The organism is Polyangium spumosum (assembly GCF_009649845.1).
Lineage (GTDB): Bacteria > Myxococcota_A > Polyangia > Polyangiales > Polyangiaceae > Polyangium > Polyangium spumosum.
Genome location: NZ_WJIE01000003.1, coordinates 374,198 through 398,487 on the forward strand (window position 1 = coordinate 374,198; position 24,290 = coordinate 398,487).

General features: G+C 68.5%; 17 protein-coding genes. 14 read left to right on the forward strand and 3 right to left on the reverse strand.

The features are described from left to right. Nucleotides 1-17: 17 nt before the first annotated feature. From GF068_RS11565 to GF068_RS11600, 8 genes are all read left to right on the forward strand, one after another. The gene (locus GF068_RS11565; protein WP_170319432.1) at nucleotides 18-1,004 is read left to right on the forward strand and encodes an NAD-dependent epimerase/dehydratase family protein; all 987 of its coding nucleotides are present in this window, start codon (nucleotides 18-20) and stop codon (nucleotides 1,002-1,004) included. 7 nt (nucleotides 1,005-1,011) lie between these two features. Further along, a complete protein-coding gene (locus tag GF068_RS11570; protein WP_153819424.1) occupies nucleotides 1,012-2,046 on the forward strand; it encodes a glycosyltransferase family 2 protein in 1,035 nt (344 codons plus the stop codon). Further along, complete coding sequence (locus GF068_RS11575) at nucleotides 2,043-2,855, forward strand: methyltransferase domain-containing protein (RefSeq protein ID WP_153819425.1); 813 nt, start codon at nucleotides 2,043-2,045, stop codon at nucleotides 2,853-2,855. The genes GF068_RS11570 and GF068_RS11575 overlap by 4 nt, the downstream gene beginning before the upstream one ends. Before the next feature lie 13 nt (nucleotides 2,856-2,868). Further along, nucleotides 2,869-4,323 carry a hypothetical protein gene (locus tag GF068_RS11580; protein WP_153819426.1) on the forward strand — a complete coding sequence of 485 codons (1,455 nt, stop codon included), beginning with the start codon at nucleotides 2,869-2,871 and terminating at the stop codon, nucleotides 4,321-4,323. After that, nucleotides 4,323-5,369, forward strand: coding sequence for an acyltransferase family protein (locus GF068_RS11585; RefSeq protein ID WP_153819427.1), 1,047 nt, complete (start codon nucleotides 4,323-4,325; stop codon nucleotides 5,367-5,369). Before GF068_RS11580 ends, GF068_RS11585 begins: the two co-directional genes overlap by 1 nt. Before the next feature lie 75 nt (nucleotides 5,370-5,444). Beyond that, a complete protein-coding gene (locus tag GF068_RS11590; RefSeq protein WP_153819428.1) occupies nucleotides 5,445-5,834 on the forward strand; it encodes a DUF4280 domain-containing protein in 390 nt (129 codons plus the stop codon). Between the two features lie 7 nt (nucleotides 5,835-5,841). Beyond that, complete coding sequence (locus tag GF068_RS11595; protein WP_153819429.1) at nucleotides 5,842-10,830, forward strand: nSTAND1 domain-containing NTPase; 4,989 nt, start codon at nucleotides 5,842-5,844, stop codon at nucleotides 10,828-10,830. 23 nt (nucleotides 10,831-10,853) lie between these two features. After that, nucleotides 10,854-12,533 carry a hypothetical protein gene (locus GF068_RS11600; protein ID WP_153819430.1) on the forward strand — a complete coding sequence of 560 codons (1,680 nt, stop codon included), beginning with the start codon at nucleotides 10,854-10,856 and terminating at the stop codon, nucleotides 12,531-12,533. A 36-nt stretch (nucleotides 12,534-12,569) separates the two neighbouring features. On the opposite strand, the gene GF068_RS11605 is transcribed toward GF068_RS11600, so the two are convergent. Further along, complete coding sequence (locus GF068_RS11605) at nucleotides 12,570-13,799, reverse strand: hypothetical protein (protein ID WP_170319433.1); 1,230 nt, start codon at nucleotides 13,797-13,799, stop codon at nucleotides 12,570-12,572. 94 nt (nucleotides 13,800-13,893) lie between these two features. Between GF068_RS11605 and GF068_RS11610 the strand changes: the two genes are divergently transcribed. From GF068_RS11610 to GF068_RS11635, 6 genes are all read left to right on the forward strand, one after another. Beyond that, nucleotides 13,894-14,556: a metallophosphatase domain-containing protein gene (locus GF068_RS11610; protein WP_153819432.1), complete on the forward strand. Its 663-nt coding sequence runs from the start codon at nucleotides 13,894-13,896 to the stop codon at nucleotides 14,554-14,556. A 91-nt stretch (nucleotides 14,557-14,647) separates the two neighbouring features. Beyond that, nucleotides 14,648-15,214: a hypothetical protein gene (locus GF068_RS11615; RefSeq protein ID WP_153819433.1), complete on the forward strand. Its 567-nt coding sequence runs from the start codon at nucleotides 14,648-14,650 to the stop codon at nucleotides 15,212-15,214. A gap of 508 nt (nucleotides 15,215-15,722) precedes the next feature. Beyond that, nucleotides 15,723-17,876, forward strand: coding sequence for a 5'-methylthioadenosine/S-adenosylhomocysteine nucleosidase family protein (locus tag GF068_RS11620; RefSeq protein WP_153819434.1), 2,154 nt, complete (start codon nucleotides 15,723-15,725; stop codon nucleotides 17,874-17,876). Nucleotides 17,877-18,059: 183 nt separating this feature from the next. Continuing rightward, nucleotides 18,060-18,461, forward strand: coding sequence for a hypothetical protein (locus tag GF068_RS11625; RefSeq protein ID WP_153819435.1), 402 nt, complete (start codon nucleotides 18,060-18,062; stop codon nucleotides 18,459-18,461). A 162-nt stretch (nucleotides 18,462-18,623) separates the two neighbouring features. Beyond that, entirely contained in the window at nucleotides 18,624-19,136 is a 513-nt protein-coding gene (locus GF068_RS11630) for a DUF1993 domain-containing protein (protein WP_153819436.1), read from the forward strand. A gap of 557 nt (nucleotides 19,137-19,693) precedes the next feature. After that, nucleotides 19,694-20,194 (forward strand): hypothetical protein, encoded by a 501-nt coding sequence (locus tag GF068_RS11635; protein WP_153819437.1) that lies wholly within the window; start codon nucleotides 19,694-19,696, stop codon nucleotides 20,192-20,194. Nucleotides 20,195-20,258: 64 nt separating this feature from the next. Here the strand turns inward: GF068_RS11635 and GF068_RS11640 are convergent, their stop codons facing one another. Together GF068_RS11640 and GF068_RS11645 are read right to left on the reverse strand one after the other, a co-directional pair. After that, nucleotides 20,259-20,714 carry a hypothetical protein gene (locus GF068_RS11640; protein ID WP_153819438.1) on the reverse strand — a complete coding sequence of 152 codons (456 nt, stop codon included), beginning with the start codon at nucleotides 20,712-20,714 and terminating at the stop codon, nucleotides 20,259-20,261. A 10-nt stretch (nucleotides 20,715-20,724) separates the two neighbouring features. Beyond that, on the reverse strand, nucleotides 20,725-24,285 hold the full coding sequence (locus tag GF068_RS11645; RefSeq protein ID WP_153819439.1) for a type VI secretion system membrane subunit TssM: 3,561 nt from the start codon (nucleotides 24,283-24,285) through the stop codon (nucleotides 20,725-20,727). Nucleotides 24,286-24,290 lie beyond the last annotated feature (5 nt).

Consider the following 24,290-nt stretch of genomic DNA (forward strand, 5'->3'; position numbering starts at 1 on the left):
GCGAAGGAAGAGGCATCATGAAAGACAAACACATCCTCGTGACCGGAGGCTTCGGCTTCCTGGGCAGCCACCTCGTCGAGCGCTTGCTCGTGGACGAAGACGCGCGCGTCCACGTCGTGGACAACCTCAGCACGAGCCCCCTCGATCACGAGGCCTTCGTGCGCCGCGTGAACGATCCGCGCCTCACGTACGACGTCCTCTCCATCGAGGATTTTTTCGCGCGTGGTTCATTCGGTCCGTACCAGGAGATCTACCACCTCGCCTCGGTCGTCGGCCCTGTCGGCGTCCTCGGGCACGCCGGCAAGATCACGAAGAGCATCACGGACGACACCTACCGCGTGATCGACATCGCGAACCGCACGAACGCGCGCCTCTGCGACGTGTCCACGAGCGAGATCTACGGCGGCGGCCGCGACGGTTACTGCTCCGAGAACGACAGCAAGATCATCACGCCGAAGGTCTCGGTCCGCCTCGAGTACGCCGTGGCCAAGCTCGCGTGCGAGATCGCGCTCGTCAACACGTGCAAGGTCTCGGACCTCTTCGCCGTGATCATCCGCCCCTTCAACATCGCGGGCCCGCGCCAGTCCGGCAAGGGAGGGTTCGTCCTGCCGCGCTTCATCAAGCAATGCCTCGCGGGCGAGCCGCTCACCGTCTACGGCGACGGCGGCATGATCCGCGCCTTCACGCACGTCATCGACGTCGCCGACGGCATCGTGCGCGCCGCGCGCCACGGCCGCCGCGGCGAGGCCTACAACATCGGCAACCCGCAGAACAAGATCAGCATCCGCGAGCTCGCCGAGCGCACCGTGCGCATCACGGCCTCCGAGAGCCGCATCGATTACGTCGACCCCAAGGCCCTCTTCGGCCCGCTCTTCGAGGAGGCCAACGACAAGTACCCCGACGCCGACAAGGCCATGGGCGAGCTCGGCTGGCGTCCTCGGTTCGACCTCGACACCGTCATTCGCGACAGCGTGGAGTACATTCGTGCGGGGCGCCTCGACTGAAACTCCCTTGCCGCCGAAGCTCTCGCCGAGGCCCGAGGTCCGCGACGGAGACACGCGTCCGCGCGTCTCCGTCGTCATGCCGACGTACAAACGCGCGCGCCTGCTCGGCGCCACGCTCCGCTCGATCCTCGACCAGTCGTTTCGCGATTTCGAGCTGCTCGTCCGCGACGACGGCCCGGGCGGCGACGGCACCGAGGAGGCCGTGCGCGAGGCCGCGGCCGGTGATCCACGCGTGAAATACCACCGGAACCCGAAGAACCTGCGCATGCCGGCGAACCTCAACGCCGGCATCGAGGATTCCCTCGGCGAGCTCATCGCGGTCTGCCACGACCACGACCTCTACCACCCCGATTTCCTCGCCGAGCTCGTGCGCCTGCTCGATCGCCACCCGCGCGCCCTCTTCGCGCACACCGGCCTCGAGATGGTCGACCAGGACGACAGGCCCCTCGGCGCCGTGCACGTCGGCCCCTGGCCCGAGCTCACGCGTGGCCGGGTTTGGCAGGGCACCATGCTCCAGAGCTTCAGCTCCCCCGTCTGCGCCTTGACCCTCGTCCGGCGCGAGGCCCACGAGCGGTACGGCCTCTACGACCCTGCCTTCGGCTTCATCGCCGACGTCGAGATGTGGCTGCGCCTCTCGGAACACGGCGACGTCGCTTATGCGGCCCGCCCGCTCGTCCGCGTTCGCAACCGCGAGGACGGCCACGACGTCGACGTCAACCCCTGGCCGATCCACGCCCTCTCCTTTGCCATTCACCGCAAGTACGTGCCCCGCCATTTCCAGGGCCCCACGCGCCTCGTCAAGCAGGCCGAGCTCGCCCTGCGCGCGGACAAACAGGTCCTCCACGAGGTCGCCTCGCGCCTCCGCCACAAGAAACCCATCGGCCTCGGCGCCTCGCTCGGCCCGCTCCGCGAGAATGCGGGCCCGATCTCCCGCGCCCTCCTGCCCCTCGTGGGCCCACTCGAATCGGTTCAGCGCTTGGGGCTTCGGGTCGCCTTCGGCGTTCTGCGCCCCAAACCCCCCATTGCGGAGAAACGCTCGTGAAGACCTCCCTCCTCGTCGGCCAGAGCCCCCTCGGCATGATCCCGCGTGTCCTCGACGAGATCGAGGGCACCCGGATCCTCGACGTCGGCTGCGGCGTCGGCGTCTACGGCTTCATGCTCCGGCACCGCTGGCAGGACACGCCGATCGGCTTCCGCCAGGTCCGCGAATACGACCGCCGCGACCCGCGCCTCGACGAGCCCGAGCTCCTCAGCGGCTGCGACCTCACGGTCCACAACCTCCGCCGCACCGCCCACCACCGGAGCTACGACGAGCTCGTCCTCGCCAGCGCCGACGCCCTGCCCTACCCCGACGATTACGTCGACACGCTCCTCTGCATCGAGGTCCTCGAGCACCTCGACAAAAGCGCGGCCCTCCGCGCCCTGCGCGATTTCGAGCGGATCGCCCGCAAGCGTATCGTCATCACCGTCCCGCGCGAGTCGCTCGACCCGCACACCGGCCACGACGAGCGCGCCTTCTTGAAGCTCGAGACGGCCGACCCCGACGTCCAGGCCTGGGCATTCGCCGAGACGCACCGCTCGGCCTTCACGCCGGCCGAGCTCCGCTCGCTCGGCTTTCGCTGCGGCCGCAAGGTCGAGCCGGGCCCGCGCGCCCCGCTCCAGCTCGCGATGGCCCTCTGGCAGACCTACGGCCCTCCCGGCGGCCAGCTCCTCGCCGTGAAGGACCTCGACAAACCCGAACGAGAGCGCAGGAGCGCACTCCCGCCCGCCCCCGCCACGACCGAGGGTTTCCCCGATTATCGCCCCGCGGAGCGCCGCCCCGCGCATACCCCCGCCGCCGAGGTCGGCTGAGCCCGAGCACGGCATGGGCGCGACGCTGGCAAATACCTTCGCCCCTCCTTCAGGAGCCCGCTCGGGAGGCCTCCTCGATCGGCGTTATGGCCCGCTCGTGCTCCATGCGTGGCTCCTCCTCATCGGCTTCGTCACGCTCTGGCTCGCCGAGGAGCCCGCGACCACGCTCTACGTCACCGGCGCCGCCGTCACCGTCGTCTTCCCGTGGATCATTTATCTCGAGATTCGACGCGCGCCCCTCGGCCTCTCCCCTGTCTCCTTTTATTTCGGCTGGAACACCGTGGCCCTCGGCCTCGCGGCCATCCACCACGGCAACAAGCTCGCGGACGGCATCCCCATCCGCTTCAGCGTCCAGACCATCTATCCGGACGACCTCGCCGCGGGGTATGTCATGTACCTCCTCGGCACGTTCGGGCTCCACGCGGGGCTCCAGCTCATGCGCCCGATCCCGAGGCCCGGGGAGCGCTCGCCGCCCGGGGGCTCGGGCTTCTTGCTCCTCTGGGTGATCGGCATCCTCGTCCGGTTCGGCGACAAGTTCATCGTCGGGCTCGGCGCGTTCGGCGGCCTCTTGCAATGGGGTTCGCTCGCGGCGCTCACTCGATATGTCATCGACCAGTCCCGAGATCACCGGCGGGCCTCGTTCTGGCTGCTCGTGATTCTCGGCACGGCCATCGAGTTCGTCGTCAACCTCCGCGCGGGCTCGAAGGCGTTCCTCATGTTCAGCTTCCTCCCCGCCGGCCTGCTCTTCGCCCGCGAGCGCGCCTTGCGCCGCTGGTTGCCCGTGCTCGGCATGGCGCTCACGGCGTTTTACCTCGGCGTCGTCGCGCCCGTCATCGCCGCCTCCCGCCAGGCGAACGAGATCGCCGGCGAGAGCCAGAGCGATCGAATCGTCCGCACCTACACGCAGGGCGATTATAGCGAAGGCGACGGCGTCGCAGAGCAGGCCACCGCCTTCTTCGAGCGCTCCTTCGAGCCGATCCCCGCCGCCTTCCTCTATGGCGAGGTCGAGCGACACGGCCACCGCTGGGGCGAGACCTTCGATTACCTCGCCTACGCCTTCGTCCCCCGCCTCTTCTGGCCCGACAAACCCACCGTCTCCCGCGGAGGCTGGTTCTACTATTACATCGGCGCCGCCCGCACCGAGGCCGAGGCCACGACCTCCATCGCCCAGACCGCCGCCGGCGAGCTCTACTGGAACTTCGGCTTCCCCGGCGTCGTCCTCGGCCTCGGCGCGATCGGCGCGCTGTTCGGCGCCCTCTGGCGGCTCACGACGGCCTTCCCCGAGCAGGATCCGATCCGCATCGTGCTTTACATCGGCATCGTCTTCAACATGATCGACATGGCCGAGGCGGGCACCACCGTCGTCAACATCGCCTTCCGCGCCGTCGTCCTCGTCCCGTCCATGTTCCTCCTCGACCGCGCGGCGCGAAAACGCGCGGAGCCCCTCGCCGGAGCGCGTGCTGCGTGATGAGCGCCGCCGCCTCTCCCCTCGCCGCCGAGCCGGCCCGCATTGCCGGCCTCGACACGCTCCGCTTCTTCGCGGCGGCGATGGTCGTCATGAGCCACCTCGGCCCGCCGCCCGTGCTCGCGGGCCTCGAGCGCACGCACCCCATTGCCTGGTTCCTCTCGGCCTCGTATGGCGTCGCCTGGAACGGCCCGGCCGCGGTGATCGTCTTCTTCGTCATCTCGGGCCTCTGCATTCACTGGCCGAGCCTCTCGCGCCGCCCGTACTGGCCCGAGTATCTCGTCCGCCGCTACGTCCGGATCGGCGTTCCTCTCCTCGCCTCGATCGCCCTCTCGTCCGCCGTCGGCATCCCTTACGTCGGCCTCTCCGAATCGATCCTCTGGAGCCTCCAGTGCGAGCTCGTCTACTACACGCTCTACCCGCTCCTCCTCGCGCTGCGTGATCGCTTCGGCTGGCGCCCGCTCGTCGCCCTCTCCTTCGCCCTCTCCACCGCGGTGATCGTCCTCGTCGATCCGCGCGCGCTCCCATACCCTGCGTATGGCTGGGCATTACAATGGGTCGTCGGCTTGCCCTGCTGGCTGCTCGGCTGCCTGCTCGCCGAGCGGCTCCACGAGCGACCGCCCCGAAGACACCCTCGTATCTGGGCCTTTCGCCTCGGCGTCTGGCTCGCGAGCGCGGTCGCCCTCGCGCTCCGGTTCCATTCTCCGATCGGTTATCCCTGGACGCTGAACGCCTTCTCGTTGCTCGTTTATGCGTGGCTCCTCGTGGAGATCCCGCACCTCGCCGCCTCGCGCGTGCCTGCCTCTTCGGAGCGCCTCGGCCTCTTCAGCTACTCGCTCTACCTCGTCCACCTCGCGGCGTGGGAGCTCTTCAAGAAATACTACCACCTGAAGCTCGGCTACCTCCTCGACTGGTCGCTCCTCATGGCCCTCTCGCTCGGCGCCTCGTACCTGTTTTTCCTGCTCTGCGAGGACCCTTCCCAGAAGCTCGCGCGGCGCCTCGCGAAATCGCTCCGCCCGAAGCCCGGGGCGCCCGCCCCGGCGGCCTGACTGCCACAAACTGGCCCCACCCTCGCCCCTCCGGCTACGCTCGCCTCGCCCCGAACACGTGTGGCAGGTGAAACGATGGCCGTTCAAGTCGCCATGGGCGCGACCGCGATGTGCAGCTTCGGCATGGCTCCCGCCTCGATCATGGTCCTGCCCGCGAACGCGGTCATGGCCACGACGCCCGCCGGCAACATCGCCGACAGCGCGCCGGTCGTCAACGTCCCCCCCTTCGGCGCTTGCACCTCGATGGCGAATCCCACGGTCGCCTCGGCCACGGCCGCTGCATTGGGCGTCCTCACCCCCATGCCCTGCGTCCCCGTCCCCGCGGGCACGTGGCTCCCCGGCAGCACCAAGGTCCTGCTGAAGAGCCTGCCCACCCTCCACAACACCTGCAAACTCATGTGCTCCTATGGCGGCGTCATCCAGATCCTGAGCCCCGGCCAGTTCAAGGTCATGGCCGGCGGATGAGCCCCCCGTGACCGCGCTGCCCGGCGAGAACCTCCTCCTCGAATTCACCCGCACCGCGCAGGCCGACGAGTCGTTTGTCTTGCCAGATGGTGAGGTCGGGTATGTCCTCCATACCGAGGGCGGCGGCGCCGAGACCGTCACCATCGACTGGACCCCGGCCCTCTTCGCCGACCTCGACGCCGTACGCCGCCCGGGCTGCGATCCTGCCATCGTCCAGCGCCTCGGCCGCGCCTTGCGCCGGTTCCTCGCGCCCGCGGGCTGGTCTCGCCACGAGGAGGACATCACCGCTGCGTCCTCGCGCGGCTCTCCCGTGCGCATCACCTTCCGCTCGAATGCCGCCGAGCTTTATGCATTGCCCTGGGAGCTCTTGACGCTCAAATCGAGCGGCCAGCACCTCGGCGAGCTGCCCGGTGTCCTCGTCCGTTATGCCTGGCCCGAGACGGCCACGCGCCCCGAGGACCCTTCCCCGATGCCCGAGGGCGGCCGTATCCTCTTCGGCTGGTCCGCCGCCGCCGGCGCCGTGCCCCTCGCCGAGCAATCGAGCGCCCTGCGCGCCGCCGCCGAGCGTGGCCATCATCCTTTTGATCCCGCCCGCGACCTGATTGATCACCTCTCCCTGGGCAAACTCTCCCGCGCCCTCGAAGAAGCCGCGGAGTCGGGCGCGATCGTGAACGTCCTCCACCTCCTCTGCCACGGCGCCGAGGTCGGACGGACCCACGGCCTCGCCCTCGACAGCGACGACGGCAGCGGCGAGCGCGTCCTGCTCGACGCCGGCAAGCTCCGGCAGATCCTCGCGCCCCACGCGGGCCGGATCCGCCTCGTCGTCCTCTCGGCCTGCGACAGCGGCAATCCTGGCCAGATCGGCAATCACCTCGGCAGCGTCGCCCAGAACCTCCACCAGGCCGGCGTCGAGGCCGTCGTCGCCTCCCGCTTCCCCCTCTCCGCCCTCGGCTCCATCACCTTCACCCGCGTTTTTTACGACAAACTGCTCGTCGAGCCCTCCTCCGTCGAGGACGCGCTGCTCGCCGCGCGACAAACCCTCCTCCGCGAAGGGGCGGGGCGGCTCGACTGGGCCAGCCTCACCTTGCACGCCCGCCCCGAGGACGGCGACGATTCCCGCCCGATCGCCTTTCGCCCTTATCGAGGCCTGCTCGCCTTCCAGGCCGCGCATCGCCGGTTCTTCTTTGGCCGCGAGGCCGAGGTCGAGGAGACGCTCGCCGACCTCGCCGCGCTCGCCGCCGCGGGCAAACCTCGGTTCCTCGTGGTCGCGGGCGGCTCGGGCACGGGGAAATCGTCCATGGTCCTCGCCGGCGTCGTCCCGCGCCTGCTCGAGCGCGGCGAGGCGCGCGGCGACGTGGCGGACGCCGAGGAGTTCCGGCGCGCGGTCGAGCGGCTCGCGCAGCTCCTCGGGCGAAAACGCGCCGGCACCGCCGCGCAGCAGGCGCTCTCCGTGCTCCACCGCGAGATCACCTCGCTCGCCTCGACCACGAGTGGCGCCTGGGAGGCCATCGTCATGCGCCCCGGCGCGTCTCCGCTCGCCGCCCTGCAATCGGCGCTCGCCGCGCGCCGCGACCCGGACCTCCCGCTCCTGCTCGTCGTCGATCAATTCGAGGAGGTCTTCACCCACGTGCAGGATCCGGCCGAGCGGCAGGCGTTCGTCGCCGAGTTATGGAAGCGCGCCTCCGGCGAGGGCAACCTCCATTGCATCACCAGCATGCGCGTCGATTTCGTGGGCGAGTGCGGCCAGCTCGTGCTCGACGAGGCCACGGGCCAGAGGCTCGATCGCGTCGCCTACGACGAGGCGCACCGCGTCTTCATCGCGCAGATGGGCCCCGCCGAGCTCCGCACCGTCATCGAGGAGCCCGCGCGCAAGGTCGGCCTCTCCCTCTCGCACGGCCTCGCGAGCCGCATCATCGCCGACGTCGGCGCCGAGCCCACGGCATTACCCCTCGTCGCCTACGTCCTCGACCTCCTCTGGCAAAAGCGGCAAGGAAAGACCCTCGACGCGGCCCGCTACGAAGAGCTCGGCGGCGTCTTCGGCGCGCTCGAGCGAATGGCGGACGCCGTCGTCGCCGAGCTCGACGAGCCGTCCGAAAAACTCGCCCGCTGGCTCTTCTCGCGCCTCACCCATTTCGGCGAGGGCGGCGCCTCGAATACCCGGCGCCGCGTCCCCCTCGCCCGCCTCGCCCCCGCCGAACCAGAGCGCCGCGCGCGCTTCGACGCCTTGCTCGAGCGCTTCATCGCCGCGCGCCTCGTCTCGCGGCAGGACGAGGGTGGCCGCATCGTCGTCGAGGTCGCGCACGAGGCCCTCCTCCGCCGGTGGAAGCGCCTCGCCACCTGGCTCGCCGAGGACCGCGCGCGTGTCGTCGAGATCGGCAAGCTCGAGCGCTGGGCCGCCGATTACAAGGCGCACGGCGCCCTCCTCCGCGGCGCCCAGCTCGGTTATGCCAGGCAGATCCGCGCGCAGGCCGAGGACGAGCTCGACGCCGACACGCGGGCGATGATCGAGGCGAGCGAACACGCCGAGGAGGCCGAGGCCCAGAAGGCCCGCGACAAACAGCGCGAGGAGCGGCGCAAGCTCGTCCTCGGCGCCGTCGGCGCGGCGCTCGTCGCCGTCGCCATGACCTTCCAGTCCATTCGAACGAGCCGCGCCAGGGACGCCGCGGTCGAGGCGCAAACACGGGCGCAGGAGGCCCAATCCAGGGCCGACGAGGCGCGCAAGGCCGCCGAGGAGGAGCAAGAGGCCGCCGAGAAGCAGCTCCGCATCGGCGGCGCCTTGAACCTCGTCGCGCGCCATCAGCACGCCGCGGCCGCGTCCGTCCTCTCCGAGCGGAGTGGCCCCTTCCCCGATCTTCTCACCGATCATCGCCACCTCTCCCTCACCCAGAGCCTCCTCGGCCTGCCCATTCCCAGGGTCACGCTCTCCGGCCACCGCGAGAAGTTATGGCACGCCACCTGGTCCCCGGACGGCGGCCGGTTCGTCACGGCCTCCGAGGACGGCGAGGCCCACGTATGGGACGGCAATGGCCGGGGCAAACCCCTCGTCCTCCGGCACGCCGAGCCCCTCTCCTCCGCGGTCTTCGACGGCGAGGGCCGCCGCGTGCTCACCGCCTCCCTCCACGGCATTGCGAGGATCTGGGACCTCTCCGGCCCGGAGCCCCGGGTCGTGGCCGAGCTCCCGAGCGAGGCGCAGAGCATCTCCGCGGCCGTCTTCTCCCCCGGAGGCGAGCGCGTGGCCACGGCGACCGACGAGGGGGCCCTCGAGATATGGGACCTCTCCCCGGTCACCGGCCCCGTCCTGCAAAATCGTTTTACCGGGCACGAGGACGGCGTCGTCGCCCTCGATTTCGATCCCGAGGGCAAGCGCCTCGTCAGCGCCTCCTGGGACCGCACGGCGTGCCTCTGGGACGCCCGGCGAGGGACACGCGCCTGCCTCGAAGGGCATACGGGCCCGGTCTCCTCGGCCGAATTCTCCCCGGACGGCAAGACCGTCGTCACCGCCTCGCACGACGGCACCGCGCGCCTCTGGGACGTCGCGACGCGCAGGGAGATCGCCACGCTCGAAGGCCACATCGGCCCCGTCAATCTGGCTGTCTTCCACCCGAAGAGCAGCCGTGTCCTCGCCACGGCCGGCGACGACAACACGGTGCGTATCTGGGCGAATGACCACGAGGACCCCGCCTCCCCCACCCAGCTCGCGGTCCTGAATGGCCACGAGGCCGACGTCACCACCGTCGCCTTCTCGCCGGACGGCCGCCGCCTCGTCACCGGCTCCTGGGACGAGACCGCGCGCATCTGGGACCTCGCGCGCCTGCCGCGGCCCGTCCTCCCGCGGATCCTCGGCCATTACGTGACGACCGCGTGGGAGAGCCCGACGCAGGACCACCTGCTCCAGAGCACACCCGAGGGCGAGCTCGCCCTCTATCGTTTGTCGACGAACGCCGAGGTCCACGACGACATCCACCCGCTCGGCGTGCTCTCCCACGGGCAAAGGCACATCCTCACGGCCGCGTGGAGCCCGGATGGAAAACACGTCCTTTCGGGCGACGAGGACGGCCACGTCGCGCTCACGCGTATCGACGCGCGGCCGACCCTTTCGCCCGCGGCATTCGCCGTCCTCCCCTCGCGGGCCCTCCCGCGGCACCACCACGCGCCGATCGTCGGGCTCGCGTGGAATGGCGAGGGAAACCGATTCATCAGCGTCGCCTCCGAGGGCGCGCCGCTCGTATGGGACCTCGACAAAAGCGACCACGCGCCGGTCCCCCTCCGGGCCTCCGCCGAGAAATGCGAGGCTGCGGGCGCCGCCGCCTCCGACAAACTCGTCTCCGCGACCTCGGGCGGCTTCACCTCCGTCGCCTGGAGCGGCCGCCCCGGCGCGCGCCACGTCGTCCTCGGCCGCGAGGACGGCTGCGCCTGGTGGGTCGATATCGACGGCCAGGAAAAACCTCTCGTGCTCGGCCGTCACGGGGGCACCCTCACGGCCGTCGCATTCTCCCCCGACGGCGAGCGCGTCGCCACGGCCTCGCAGGACAGGACCGTGCGTGTATGGAAGCGCGACGGCGCGTTCGTCGAGCTCGCGCATCCGGCCCCGGTCCTCTCCGTCGTCTTCGACGCGCGCGGCGAGCGTGTCCTCACGCGGGCCCGGGACAACACCGTCGACCTGTGGAAGCTCGACGGCTCCGGCCAGGTATTCGCCCTCGCGAGCGCCGGGTCCACCTTCCCGATCGCCGCATTCGAGGTGAAGGGAAATGGCATCCTCACGGTGGACGCGCAGGGCTTCCTCCAGCGCTGGGACGCCGAGCCCGCGGCCATCGTCGCGAGCCTCGAGCGCGCCAACGACGACTGCGCCACCACCTCGCTCCGGCGGCGCTACCTCGCCGAGGACGAAGAGACCGCGCGAAAGGCCTGCCTCGCGTGCGTCGAGAAGCAGGGCCTCGACCCGTCGAATTGCGAGCGCGATACGAAGACCGGCGCGCCCGGGCCCTCGAAGAAGTGATAACGTCGCCCCTCGAGGACGCCATGCCCGCGAACGACCTCCACCTCCTGCTCAGCCACGACGACGACGGCAGCCCCGTGCTCGGCGGCGGCCTGCCCACGACCGCGGCCGCGAAGGACGTAGAGTGCCCCGAGGCGCGCCCCGGCCCGACGCACCTCTGGGACGAGGGCGACGACCCGGACGACCTTGAAGCCCAGCGCTGGGGCCTCATTGTACCCCAGGGACAAACGGGCGACCGCCTCCTCGAAATCGTGCGCCCGCTCGTCGAGGCGCGCCGCGCGGCGCAGGGCGGCCGCGAGGTCAAGGTCTTCCGCGCCCCGCCGCGCCTCGACATGGCGGGCGCCGCGCGCTGGCGCAAGGACGTCTTCGATCGTGGCGCGGACCTCGCGGTCGACCTTCCGCGTTATCAGCTCATCCTCGGCGATCTCGACCAGGTCCCCCTCGCGATCCAGCAGGCCCAGCAATCGGACGGCTACGTCGGGCGACTCGCTTTTCCGGACGAACGCGGCTACGAGGCCTACGTCCACAAGATCCTAGCGGCCGAGCGCGCCGCGGCCCACGATTCGCCCCCGCGCGCCACGTTTTATACCGTGCACGACGGCACGGCGGCGACCTCCGCCACGTACCGGTCCCTCGTGCGTCCCGGCCTCGAGCTCGCGCGGAGCCGCGCCGCGTCCGGGGAGTTTTACGCGAGCACCATCGAGGAATGCGGGCGCGTGGACGCGCCCTCCCCCGACGAATGGCTCGAAGCCTCCTCTCGCCCCGGGCCCGGCGTGCTCTTCAGCGTCAGCCACGGCGCCGGCCCCCCGCGCGAGGGCTGGAAAAACTTCGCGGAGCAACACGCGCGCCAGGGGGCCATGCGTTTCGGCCGCGAGGGCACCTTCGCCGCGAGTGACATGGGCGAGCGCCCCTTCGTGCCCGGCGGCGTGTGGTTCATGGTCGCCTGTTATGGCGGCGGCACCCCGGACAAGAGCGCCTATCGCCACTGGCTCGAGCGATTGTACAAGCTCGGGCAATATGGCGGCGAGGCCGAGGAGGTCCTCCGCGCCCTGCCGCGCAATGCGCCCCCCTTCATCGCCTCGTTACCTCGCGCCGCGCTGGCCAACCCGAACGGCCCCCTCGCCTTCCTCGGGCACGTCGATCTCGCCTGGACCTACAGCTTCGAGGAGCGCGACGCGGGCACGCCGATCGCCCGCCCGGCCCGCTTCCTCTCCGTCGTGCGTTCGCTCGTGCGCGGCGACCGCGTGGGCATCTCCTTTCGCGAGCTCGTGCGATTCTTCGAGCAGGCGAACACCGAGCTCACGAGCCTCTACGATCTCGAAGCGGGCGGGGGCCGGCGCGACGAGGCCCGGCTCGGGCACCTCTGGATGCTCCGGCAGGACCTCTCCGGTTACATCCTCCTCGGCGATCCCGCGGTGCGCCTCGGCGTGCCGAGGGCGCGAAAGGCCGCTCCGCCGGATTCCCCCGCCCCGACGGCGGCGAGTGTGTTCGGGTTTGGCCAGGTACAAGCGCCCGCGGCGCCGATCGAGCAGGTACCGTTGCCGATCGAGCTCGAGCGCCTCGAGGAGGCCTTTGGTCACATGCTCGTGGGCGAGCGCGGGCACAAGGAGATCGCCAGGGAATACGGCATCGAGCTCGGAGAGCTGCGCAAGCTCTTCGACCGGTACAAGAAGGGCGGGCGCGGATCGCTCGGGCAAACGTGAGATGCGTCCGCTCCTTCCTGCAGCCGATGAACACGATCACTTCGCGAGACACGCGTCGAGCTCGGTCTTGCAGACGATCGCCGGATCCTGGTCCGGGCCGGCTTTCTTGAGGAAACAACGCAAGGCGTCGGAGAACTCCCGCGAGACCGCGGCGTCGGAGCTCGTCACGCAGGTCGTGATCTCCTGGCCCGCGTTGAGGGCCTGCTCCACGCAGGCGAACGACTCGGCGCACGTCGCCTCGCCATTGCCGACCCACTCGGCGCCGATGAAGTTCGGCTGGTCGGGGCCGGTGGGCTCGGCGCGGCAATGCGTCGTCGCCCAATCGGCCGGGTAATACGAGCCGATGAGCATACACATCTCGTCCGTCGAGCGTGGGCCCGCGAAGACGTCCCTCGCCTCCGCGTTCGAGTAGTCACACCAGTAATCGAACCACGCGCCGGCCTCGACCTTCAGGCCCTCGCCGAGATCCTCGACGGTCACGTTCTCCCATTGGGTGCTCGTATAGAACGGATCCGCCTGCCCGACGATCGACGCGGCATACCCGACGCCGCGCGCGTGCATGTGTGATTGCACGTTCGCGATCGTGATGTCCGCGTGCACCGGGCACCGCATACGCGCGCGGCCCTCGGCCTGCGCCCCGACGTGGATGAAGGGGTTGTAGAGGAAGAGGATGTCGCCCTCCGTCTTCACCTCGGCCTCGGGGATCGTGTAGAGGTTCACCCGGACCTCGGGCTCAATGACGTTCATCGATGCATTGATGTAATGCGCGTTCATGAGGAGCACGGCGCCCGGGCGCACCTTCATGGCCACGCCCTCGGGGAAACGCAGCATGGAGTCGCCGTCGGCGTTTTGCGAGCCGGCGACGAGCTTCTCCACCTCCCAGCCGTCGGTCGCGCCGTCGGAGCAGTCGAACACGCCGCTCGTATCGACGGCCGTCCCGTCCTCCTTCTGGGTCGGGATGTCGTCGTAGCTCGTCTGGAAGAGCAGGAAGTGGTGGCTCCCCTTCGAGTAGCGCACCTCGTCACGGTTGACGAAGAGCCCCTCCGCGGGCGCCTTCACGAACATGCAATGCTCGCCCTCGGTGCCGGGGTCGAGCTTCGTGACCATCTTGAACTGCACGCCCTTGCCCGCTTCCGGGGGCGCGAGCAGCTCCGGCCCAGGCTGCCCGGGCTCCGCGGGCTCCGAGCCGCCACAGCCCATGAGGGCCGGCAAGGCGAGGAGGAGGGACGGGATGGCTGCCTTGAAGGAGAAGTTGCGAAGGTTCATCAGCCATCTGTTCCCGGTCGCGGGAAAACGTTCATCGATCACGCAACTTCGAACGATTGTCCACACCTCACTCCATGCTGCTATCCTCGCCCCCATGCGGATCGTCGCCGTCGCGGACACGCACCTCTTTCACACGCAGCTCGTCGTCCCACAGGGCGACGTCTTCGTTCACGCGGGAGACCTCTGCCGGTTCGGGGATCTCGACGAGCTCGCGGAGGCCGCCGCGTGGATCCGGAGCCTGCCCCATCGGTACAAGGTCGTGGTCGCGGGCAACCACGACTGGGCCTTCGTCCACCATCCGCGCGAGGCACGCGCGCTGCTCGGCGAGGGAGTCGTTTACCTGGAAGACTCCGGGGCCTGCATCGAGGGCGTCACCTTCTGGGGCAGCCCCTGGCAGCCGGCGTTCCACGACTGGGCATTTAATCTCCCGCGGGGCGAGGCGCTCGCGGAGAAATGGTCCGCCATCCCCGAGGGGCTCGATGTCCTCATCACGCATTCGCCCCCGTTCGGAATCGGGGATCGCTCGTGGTTCGAGGAGCGGTGTGGTTGTGCCGATCTGATGGCGCGTGTTCTTCAGGTGAAGCCCCGTCTCCACCTCTTTGGTCATATCCACGAGGATGGCGGTGTCTTTCGCCAGGAGGGCGTCACGTGTTTCGCGAACGTGACGACCTGGGAGTGCGAGCGGGCTCCGACGGTGCTCGATATCGAGGGCGAGGTCGTCACGGAGATCGAGGTCCCGAAGGCGCGCCGGGGGTGAAGAGCTCGCCGTAGCGGGCTGCGAGCGTCAGGCGCTCGGCATCACGGATGGATCTACCATCGACGGCCCGCGACGCGGTACACTGTCCACGATGATGCAGCGGACGCTCACGTTCGGGGCCGTGGCGGGGGTGTTCGTCCTCGTTCATGCCAAGGAGGCGCCGACGGATCCGGAGTGGGAAGCCTGGATGAACTTCTGGGCAGAGCAGACCTACCGGCAGGCGGGACGAATGCGACAGCTCGTCATCACCGCCGGTGGAGCGCCGACCGCGGCCCAGCGCCAGCGCATGACGGAGCGCTTTCGTGTCGAGCAGTCGCGCTGGGTGGAGTTATGGGCGTCCCGGGGCAGCCATCCGCCAGAACAAGCGAGAGTCGCGGTCGTGACGGAATCGCTCTTCGTGCGCGGGGTGGTCAACGCGCTGGAGGCGCTCAGGCGCGACGGGTGGTTCGTCGGCAAAGTTTACCGAGCGCTCGTGCATCCTGGCGCAGGGGTCCCGGGATACCGAGCATTTTCGGCCACCGAAATGGGGCGCGCGTTGGGGTGGCTCGACGTCCCCTCGGGGACGGAGGTCGAGTTGCTCCGCAAAGTCGAGGAGCTTCGTATGGAGCTCCGCGATACGAATGAGCTTCGCGTGGATCTCGATCGCCGCTCGCCGTGACAGCGGGGCGGGCGGCCGCAACGACGCCCTCTACATCAGCGAGCTCGTCATCGACCCCGCGTACGAGGGCCGCACCATCGACCTCACCCTCGTGCACCGGCTCTGCGACACGGTGGCGCAAGGCTGCACCATCGCCATCCTCCCGTATGCCTCCCAGCGCGACATCGACCACTGGACGCCGCTCGGCTCGATGTCACCCCGCCCGGCGCAGCCGAGGGTTACCTGCATCTCCTCCTGGAGACCCGCCCGGCGCGCGTGGATGGTGCGGATCAGCCAGGGGTGTTCAAGGTTCTGCCGAACCCTTCGCCTGAGGCGGCGGAGAGGCATCCCTGACCAGCCGCTGCACGCTCCTTGCACCTACCATCGACGCGCCCTGCCCCCCATCCGTCTTGTGGAACAGCGCGACCTGTGCGAAAAACCACCTTGAGCGCGGCGGTGCGCTCCGCACGAGGAACCGGCGTGCGTTCTGGCCTTCTGTTCGGGTAAGCTGATCAATCGGGACACTGCCGTGGACGCCAAGAAAATCGAGCAGCGCAGAATCCTGCGAGATCGACTCATCGGAGCCCTGTACGAAGCCGCGCGCGGAGGCAACCTCGCCTGCGCGGTTGACCTCAAGGAGGTCGGGGAGCGTGAATCGATACCTTACGAAGAGATCAAGGCGGCCTGGCACTACTTCCAGCAGCAGAGGTGGGTGAAAACGCGTGGTACCGGTATGATCGTCGCGATCACCGTGGAAGGTGTCGATTATGTCGAAAAGCTCATAGTGGCAAACCAAACCCCTATTGCGAGCCCGTTCGACGAACAGACCACAACATTGCCCGACCAAGCCGACCCAATGGATTCTTTCGATATCGCCATCGTCTGCGCGCTGAACGAGAAGGAACTCGACTGCGTCCTTGACACTGGAGTGACGCCCTGGCAGCCTCTTCATTTTGACAATGATCCTGCGACTTACTATCAGACGACCTTTGTCCGCACGGACGGCGCACCGCTCCGGGTCGTTGCCGCGGCGGCGCCGCAAATGGGTATGCCGGACTCTGCCGTGCTAGCCACGAAGATGATATTGCACTTCGCTCCGAATCTGGTCGCAATGGTTGGAATTGCGGCGGGCGCTGATGAGGCAAAGCAAGGCTTCGGCGATATACTCGCACCGGACACGACCTTCGATTACGGCTCCGGCAAGCTTTTCTCGGATGGCGACGGCCTGAAGCTCAAACCTGATCCGAAACCTCTCGCGATCGAGCCGCGCCTCACTGCACGCTTGCAGGATTGGAAGCGACAACGCCGGCACGTTGACACCATTCGTCAGGCATGGCGCAGCGACAAGCCCAGGACTTCGCTCGAGATCCACATCGGCCCGATGGGCTCGGGCTCCGCAGTCCTTGACTCGAAGAAGCCGCTCACCGACATCGTGGAGCACTGGCGCAAGCTCATTGGCATCGACATGGAGGCGCACGGCATCCATCTCGCTTGTCAGTACGCTTGCACGCCCAAACCGTGGTTCCTGTGCGTCAAAGCGATCAGCGACTTCGCAGCGAACAAGACCGATTCATGGCAGCCTTATGCTGCCTTCATTGCTGCGCAGTTCCTCTATAGGTTTGTGACCGAGGAGTGGAGGAATTTTTCATTTCCAAGCCGAGCGGCGGTCGGGGCTCCTCAAAAGCAACAGGGGCCCGAGATGGCTTCGGTCATTCAGGAAATCGCTCATTTGAAGGAACAGCTCGGGGTTCAAAAGGAACAACTCGCCTTTCAAACTGGCAGTATCCGCGAAATCCTGGCGTCGATTACAGCGGTCGCGCCCAAAGTTGAAAGCGCACGTACGCCAGGGGCAGGGGTGGGCGTCGCGAGTATCAGCGAGTTGAAAGCGCTGGAAGGGCTATGGGTAAACGTGGAGTCAGGGTCAACCTACTGCATGCGGATGGTGCGAGGCGAACTCCGTTGCCCATATTCCTATGGTACCGGTAACAAACTCACCGGCGAGTACCATTCCTTGCGGATCGAGAATGGATCTTTATTCGGGCGATACCGCTGGTTCAACGACGCGATCGCCGGCTACTTCTACCTTCGTATCGAATCGCTGGACCGTCTCGTTGGCGGGTGGTGGAGCGCCAGCGACGCTACCGCCGAGGCGATGGCGCAGCTTCCGCCCGCGGAGGGCATGGTGGCATCCACCTGGATACGGCAGAAGGACGTTCAGCGTTTCCCGGAGTGGGCTGAGGCGTTCTTCGGGAGCATAACCCCCGCAACAGCGCTCGAACCGACAAGCGAACAACAAGAGGTCGTTCAACAGGAATTAGAGGTCGACCTTGAACAGCTTGCGGAAGAGGTCGTCGAGCGGTTCGCAATGCGTCTTGTCGATGAGAACGATACCATTACAGGACTAATGGCCGAAACCAACGCCTCGGGATACTACTTGGATCAGCTGGATGTTCTCAGCGTTGGACCGCTGGAGCTCAACGTGCCTCGGATCCCGTTTCGCGCACAGGCACACTTTTCTGGAGACCAAGAGCCTGATCACGTCGCATGCGGCAATGCGATCACTGCCGAGATCTCGGGGACGCTCGAGTACGACGGCACCGAGTGGCGTGTAGCGGACGATTATCGGCTTGAAGCAGAGCTTGACTACGACCACGACGGGGAACCCGACCCCGACGACCTTTAGCAAAAACCGCGGGGGGTCCCGTGCCTGGAGCATCGACCACTGGACGCCGCTCGGGTTCGAGGTCACCCCGCCCGGCGGAGCGGAGGGCTACCTGCATCTCCTGCTGGACACCCGTACGGCGCGCGTGGACGATCCGGATCAGCCAGGGGTGTTCACGACGGCCAGGAGGGAATGATGTACACAGTGATGCGCGTAGCCGGGCCACCGGCGCACTTCGAAAGCATTCAGGCGGTACTCAAAGACATTCAGCGTATCCGACCCGATGTGAGGGCCGAGCGACGACCGAGGGACGGCGTTGTTGTATGCGACATTTCGGCCGATCCGTCCTGGAAAGGCCACCAACGCGCGATCGTTCAGTTTGTCACCGATTGCTCGGAGCCAATCCGAAGAGTAGCAAACTGCGGCGGCAACGTCAGCGTAGACGTTGCCATCGATCCTGACGACATGGCCCCCAATCCATATTTTTGCATTCACGCCGACGTCGATTTCCTGAAGATATTAGTTGAATACCGCATCGAATTAGAATTTACAGTCTATGGCTGCAACGGAATTCCTCAGCCACCTGAATCCCGTCCGGTCCTCTGAAGGTTTACGGACAAGACGGGGTGTCGCGAACGCCTGCACCAACCCCGACCGCCCCCGCGCCATCCCCACCCCAAGCTCCTCCCCGCCCCCCGCCTCCCTTCCCGCCTTTGGCATACCGTCCGCTCGTGCTACACCCGTTCCCCCTCGACCAAGGAGACCCTCATGAACCTCTACGATCCCTTCGTTCCGCAGCTCATCCAGACCGTCGGCCAGGCTCGGAAATGGCTCGACAAGGCCCAGGCCCTCGCCGAGCAGAAGAAGTTCGACATCGACGTGCTGCTCGGCGCGCGCCTCGCGCCGGATCAGTATCCCCTCGTGCGGCAGTTTCAGTCCATCAGCGACGGGGCCAAGTTCACGGCCGCGCGCCTCGCCGGGGTGACGCCGCCCGTCTTCGAGGACAATGAAAAGACCGTCGAGGAGGTGCGCGCCCGCCTCGACAAGACGATCGCCTGGCTGAAGACCCTCGAGCCCGCGCAGTTCGAAGGCGCCGAGGCCCGCACCATCGTCCTGCCGTTCATGCCGGGCAAGGGCCTGAAGGGGCTCGACTTCCTCGTCAAGATGGCCCTGCCGAACTTCTACTTCCACGCCGCCACCGCCTACGCGATCCTCCGCCACAACGGCGTGGACGTGGGCAAGCTCGACTTCATCGGCGAGCTGCCCTTCTTCGACGTCTGACCCCACCCGCCACCTCCGCACGTACCCCCGCCCACACGATCCGGACAAATCCGGACAAATCCGGACAAATTCCGAAGATGTCCGGACAAATTCTCGCGCGTCTCGTGAGCTTCTTCACCACCTGCACGATACCCGAAGGTCTCGTGCGCGCGTCTCCAGGTCGCCTGCACGAGACCTGAAGGTCTCGCGCGCACGTCTCCAGGTCCCGCGCGCGTGTCTCCGGGTCTTGCCCGCGCGACCTCGCGTCACGCGCGCGCGCCTTCACGACATTCCCGAACGATCTCCACGTCATGCGCGCGCGCCTCGACGTCACGCGCGCGCGCCTCGACGTCACGCGCGCGCGCCTTCGCCTCCTGCCCGCGCGTCGTTTTCTTGCGCCCACGCGCCTCCGAGACGCGCCCGCGAGACCCTCGCCTCGCTCGCGCGTGACCTCTCCGCGCGCCCTCGCCTCGGCCCTGGCATACCCCGTGCAATACATCTGGGCACGGCGCACGAGACGGGACCTCTCCCGTCTGGCGCCACACGACAAACCCGAACGACCCCATTGGAGGCCGACCATGAGTGATCCCAAGAACCCCCTCCCCGGCGACAAGCACATCGACGCGACCGACCTCATCCTCGTTGATGTGAACCCCGAGCAGATGTTCAAGTTCATCAAGATTCGCGAGGGCGTCGGGAAGGCGATCGCCAATCTGAGGAAGCTCACCCCGGCGCAGATCGACCGCGCGGGCCTCAATGCAGGGGACGTGCAGCGCGCCCTCGATATCGCCGACGAGCACGGGCGGCTCGACGCGATGGTGCCCGCGGCGGAGAAGCTCACCGAGATGCTCATCGAGACCCGCGCCTCGCGGGGCCACGATCTCGCCTTGCTGCTCGGCGAAATCGCCTCGCAGGCGCGGCGGCGCGGCCAGCGCGACCCGATGGGCCCGGAGATCCTCGGCCCGCTCGAGGACCTCTTCACCTATCAATATGGCCCCGCCCAGAAGAGCGCCGCCACCCGCGCGAAATCGGGCGAGACGGCCGAGCCGGAGAACGAGATGAACCGGAACGACGGCTGATCCCAGTCGATAACGCGCCGGCGCCCGCCTCCTTCAGGCGGCGCGCCGGCGCCGCGCCCTCACTTCACTCCACCGCAGGCACACACGTCTCACCCGCCTTCTCGACGCGGCAGAGCCGGCTGCGCTCGATCCGGACCTCGAGCTTCTCCGGCGGCGGCGACGATAAAAGCATCCGCCACGCGTCGCGGTCCGGCCGCTCGAGGAGCGCGTAAATCGCGAGCGTCCCCTTCTCCGGCACCGGCACCTTCACCACCTTCGTCTGCCCGGGCAGCACCACGACCGCCGATTGCACCGACTCGTCCGGCGACGTCACCCGCGAGACCACCGACTCGTACGACTCCGCGCCAAAATGTTTCTCGTCGATCGCGCGCGCGAGCACGTAGACCGAGCGGGCGCCATTCGCGTCCGCCGCCGTGCGGAGCGTGAGCACCATCTGCGAGCTCGTCGACGACCCGCACCCCGCCCCGAGCGCCGAGGCGAGGAGCGCGATCGTGACACAAAGAGCGGCGTGTCCTGCCACGAGCGCAGTATCAACCAGGGCCGGTGGCCTGTCCACTTTGCGTGGCCGCGGCCTTGGGGGGCGGCGGGCGCGAGGGGCAACGAGAGGCGCGGTTCGGCGGCGGCAGGAGCACCTCCCACGGATCCGACGAGACGTCGAAGGCCACACGCGCGCCGAGCATCCACGAAAGCGTCGCGCCCCGCCACGACGCCGGCGCCTCGCAGACGAGCCGGAGCGCCTGCCAGAACTCGCCCGTCCCCTCCTGCGACCGCGACGTCTTCCCGCCGCTCGCGAGGTCGGTCCATTCCACGCTGACCACGGCCGGCGTCGAGGTCGACCATATCACGGGCAAGGGTTTCCAGGCCGGCGCCTGATTGAAGCCCGCGACGGTCGTCTCGCCCGCGCTGAGCGAGGACATCGTCACGGCCACCCGATCATCCCGCTCCACCTTGGGCAGGGGCAGCGGCCGCACGGAGAGCGCGAGCGCCTTCGCCTTGCCCGCCTCGTCCCAGAGCAGCCCCAAGAGTCCGTCGAGCCAACCGCCGGCCTCGAGCGCCTCCTTCGGGAGCGCCACGGCGCGATAATCGAGCGGGCGCTTCGCCACCCACGCCCCGCCGTCGCTCCGCCGCGCGGCCGGCGCCACGCCGTCATTAAATGCGAGGCGCATCGTGCCCTTGGCGCCGAAGACCGCGTCGACCTCGCCCGGCGGCGCGTCCGTCTTCGCCGTCGGCAGGAACGGGAAACGCGCCCAGAGCGGCGCGGCGAGCGGGCGAATCTCGCCCTTGTAAATCTTGTCGACCGCCTTCTCGACGTTCGTCAGGGCATACTCGTAGACCTGGTTCATCGGCAGGAGGAAGGGCCTGCGCATGTCGCCGCCCGGGATCTTCGCCGCGTCGAGCCAGGCCTTCACCTGCGGCATCGGGTGCTTCGGGTCGGGGTCGAGCAGGGACAAACCGAGCTTTCCCACGAGCGGCAAGCGGTCCCCGAGCGGCGCCCCCGCCGCCGCGAGCGGCCCGTCCTCCAGCGAGGCGATGAGCGGCGTCAGGATCGCATAATACTTCTCGAGGTTGACGGGTTTGCCCTTCTCGGGCTGGAGCGCCACGATCGCATCAAACGAGCGGAGCGCATTACGCAGGATCATGAGGTTCGGGTCATTGCCCGGATCGACGGCCGCGTTCTCCGCCACCGTGGTCCAGAACTGGCCAAACCACGAGTTTGGCGTGGCCATGTCCTGCAGATCGGTGCGGAGCGAGGCGAGCGAGCCCGACGAGAACCCGAAGCCCTGCACGTAGGCGAAGAGCGCGCTCTGGTAGGCCGTCGCGTACTGATCCATCCCGTCACGCACGAGCCGCGCGAGCTCGTCACGCTGGGCCTGCGCGACACACGCCGCCGTGAGCGCCCCGTCGAGCTTCGTGAACGCGGGGACGAGCTCGTCGTTCACGGCCCGCGCCGTGTAGAGGCCCGGCAAAGGCCGGCTCGGCCCGCGCCCCGGCATGTCGCTCGCGCCCACCGCCGGGAAGACCTGGTTTGGCCCGAAGAATGGTGAGCGCTGCTTCGCCCGGACGTCGTCGACGAACGCCTTCACGTACGCGCTCGACTTGCTCGAAGCGACGAGCCTGTCCCAGTCCTCGGCGCGATAGACGCGGTTCTTGTCGATCGAAAACGTCTCCTTCGAGGCCGCGTCCCCCGCGGGGCATTTCATCCCCTCGAGGTCCGTCACGATCTGCCGGAGCGTCCGGTTCTCCGCGCTCGGCACCTCCACCTTCGAGCCGTCCACCTCGCCGAAGAGCCCCTCGAGCTCCTCGCTCCTCTGCTGCGCCCAGTCCGGGATCTGGTGGCTGCCGCCGGGGCCGAGCAGGCTGGAAGCGTCCTCCGGGCTCTCCGCGCGGAGCAATGACTCGAGCTCCTTCTGCGAGGGCGCGTCGTCCACGCCCGCGAGCGCGTCCGAGAGCCGGCGCGCGCTCTCGGACAGCGCCCCGATCTCCTCCGGCGGGACCGCGCCCTTCTTCAAGGATTCGTCGAGCGAGCCGAGGAACCCGTCCCAGTCCCCGCGCGGAATGCCCTGGTCGAGCCCCTCGATCGCTCCTCGCCAGGGCGAATAGGAGAACGTCACGTAATCGTCGACCACGCCCCCCGGCACCCCGAGCACCCGCGCGAACGTCTCTTTTTCATTCAGCGCGAGCTCGCCGAGATCGTTCGCCTCCGAGGCGCGGAGGAGCGCCACCGCGTAAAGCCGCACCGGCAGCGAAGGTTCCTTCGCCGCCGGCAGGAGATACACGTCGCGGATCTTCTGGAGGAACCTCTCGCGTGCGCCCCCTCCGTCCCGCTCGGTCTTCGGCCTGTCGATCTCTTCTTTTTTGTTCGGGTACGCCCATCGCAAGGGCCACCAGCGCGGCCGGAGCGCGGCCCGGAGCGCCTCGCCGGCCTTCTCCTCGGCGCCGTCGAGCGCCGCATGACGCGGCGGGCGCAGCAGGAGGAAGTTCTCCACCGCGCCGGGCGCGGCCTTCACGTCCTGCCAATGCCACAGATAAAGCCCGCCGATGAGGCCCGCGATCGAGGCCCCGACGACGAGCGCCCCGAGCGTCCGCCGCTGCTCGTGGGCATGAAAATCGGATTGCACCACCTGCGCGTCGAGGCCGAGCGGCTCGCCCACCATCCCCGCGTCCGCGCCCTCGGGCAAACCCGCCACCACGATCCCGTCGAGCGCCGGCGTCGCCACCTGCGTCGCGCTCCCGACGAGCGCATCCAGGAACGGCTCGAGCGCCGCGAACACGCTCCCCCCGCCGCCCGCGAGCAGCTTCGTCACCGCCGCCGTCTGCGCAGCCGGGAGCGTTTTGATCGCGGAGGACAAACACGGCTCGAGCGGCGCGAGCAGGACCTCGAGGTCCGCCGCGCGCCGGCCCGCAGGTTTCAACGTCTGCGCCGCGTGGCCCTCGTCCTCGGCCACCCGCGCGAGCGGGACAAACCCGTCGAGGCGCTCGTCGAGGTGCGAGAGGACGACCCGCACCCGCGGCGCGCGCCCGCGACGAAGCGACGTGAGCCTGTCGACGACGTCCCGCCCGAGCGCGCCGAGGCGCCGGAGGCCCGCGGGCGTGAATGACGTCGAGCGCGCGTCGATCACGAAAAGCACGACCGGCACCCGGAGCGCGACCGGCTTCCAGAGGTCCGATAACGAAGCGCGCGCCTCGGGCCGCGTGTCTTCGAGCAGCTCGCCGCTGATCTCCTGCACGAGCGCGTGCTGCCCCGCGAACATCGAGAGGCGCGCGTCCGAGGTATCACTCGGCGCGACCTGCGAGGCCGACCCGGAGCGCGCGAGCCCCGCCTGAATCGCGCTCGTCTTGCCCGCCCGACGCTCCCCGAGCACCACGACGATCGGCGCGCCCTGCACGCTCTCCGGCAGCCGGCGCACGAAATCGCCCCATACCCGGCCGAGCGAGCGCGGCGAAGGCAACCTGGGCGCCTCCTCGCCGGATTTCTTGCGCGCGCGCAGGAACAAAAAAGTGCCGACGACGAGCAGCAAGACCCCCACGAGGGCGATCGCGGCGATCACCCAGGGGCTCAAGGAAGCGGCCTGCGCTGCGGCTTGCTGCATGACGC

Bases quoted from the DNA above. Each gene is read 5' to 3' on its own strand.
- GF068_RS11565 (WP_170319432.1), top strand. From the start codon at position 18: ATGAAAGACAAACACATCCTCGTGACCGGAGGCTTCGGCTTCCTGGGC.
- GF068_RS11580 (WP_153819426.1), top strand. From the start codon at position 2,869: ATGGGCGCGACGCTGGCAAATACCTTCGCCCCTCCTTCAGGAGCCCGC.
- GF068_RS11585 (WP_153819427.1), top strand. From the start codon at position 4,323: ATGAGCGCCGCCGCCTCTCCCCTCGCCGCCGAGCCGGCCCGCATTGCC.
- GF068_RS11590 (WP_153819428.1), top strand. From the start codon at position 5,445: ATGGCCGTTCAAGTCGCCATGGGCGCGACCGCGATGTGCAGCTTCGGC.
- GF068_RS11600 (WP_153819430.1), top strand. From the start codon at position 10,854: ATGCCCGCGAACGACCTCCACCTCCTGCTCAGCCACGACGACGACGGC.
- GF068_RS11605 (WP_170319433.1), bottom strand. From the start codon at position 13,799: ATGAACCTTCGCAACTTCTCCTTCAAGGCAGCCATCCCGTCCCTCCTC.
- GF068_RS11610 (WP_153819432.1), top strand. From the start codon at position 13,894: ATGCGGATCGTCGCCGTCGCGGACACGCACCTCTTTCACACGCAGCTC.
- GF068_RS11615 (WP_153819433.1), top strand. From the start codon at position 14,648: ATGATGCAGCGGACGCTCACGTTCGGGGCCGTGGCGGGGGTGTTCGTC.
- GF068_RS11630 (WP_153819436.1), top strand. From the start codon at position 18,624: ATGAACCTCTACGATCCCTTCGTTCCGCAGCTCATCCAGACCGTCGGC.
- GF068_RS11635 (WP_153819437.1), top strand. From the start codon at position 19,694: ATGAGTGATCCCAAGAACCCCCTCCCCGGCGACAAGCACATCGACGCG.
- GF068_RS11645 (WP_153819439.1), bottom strand. From the start codon at position 24,285: ATGCAGCAAGCCGCAGCGCAGGCCGCTTCCTTGAGCCCCTGGGTGATC.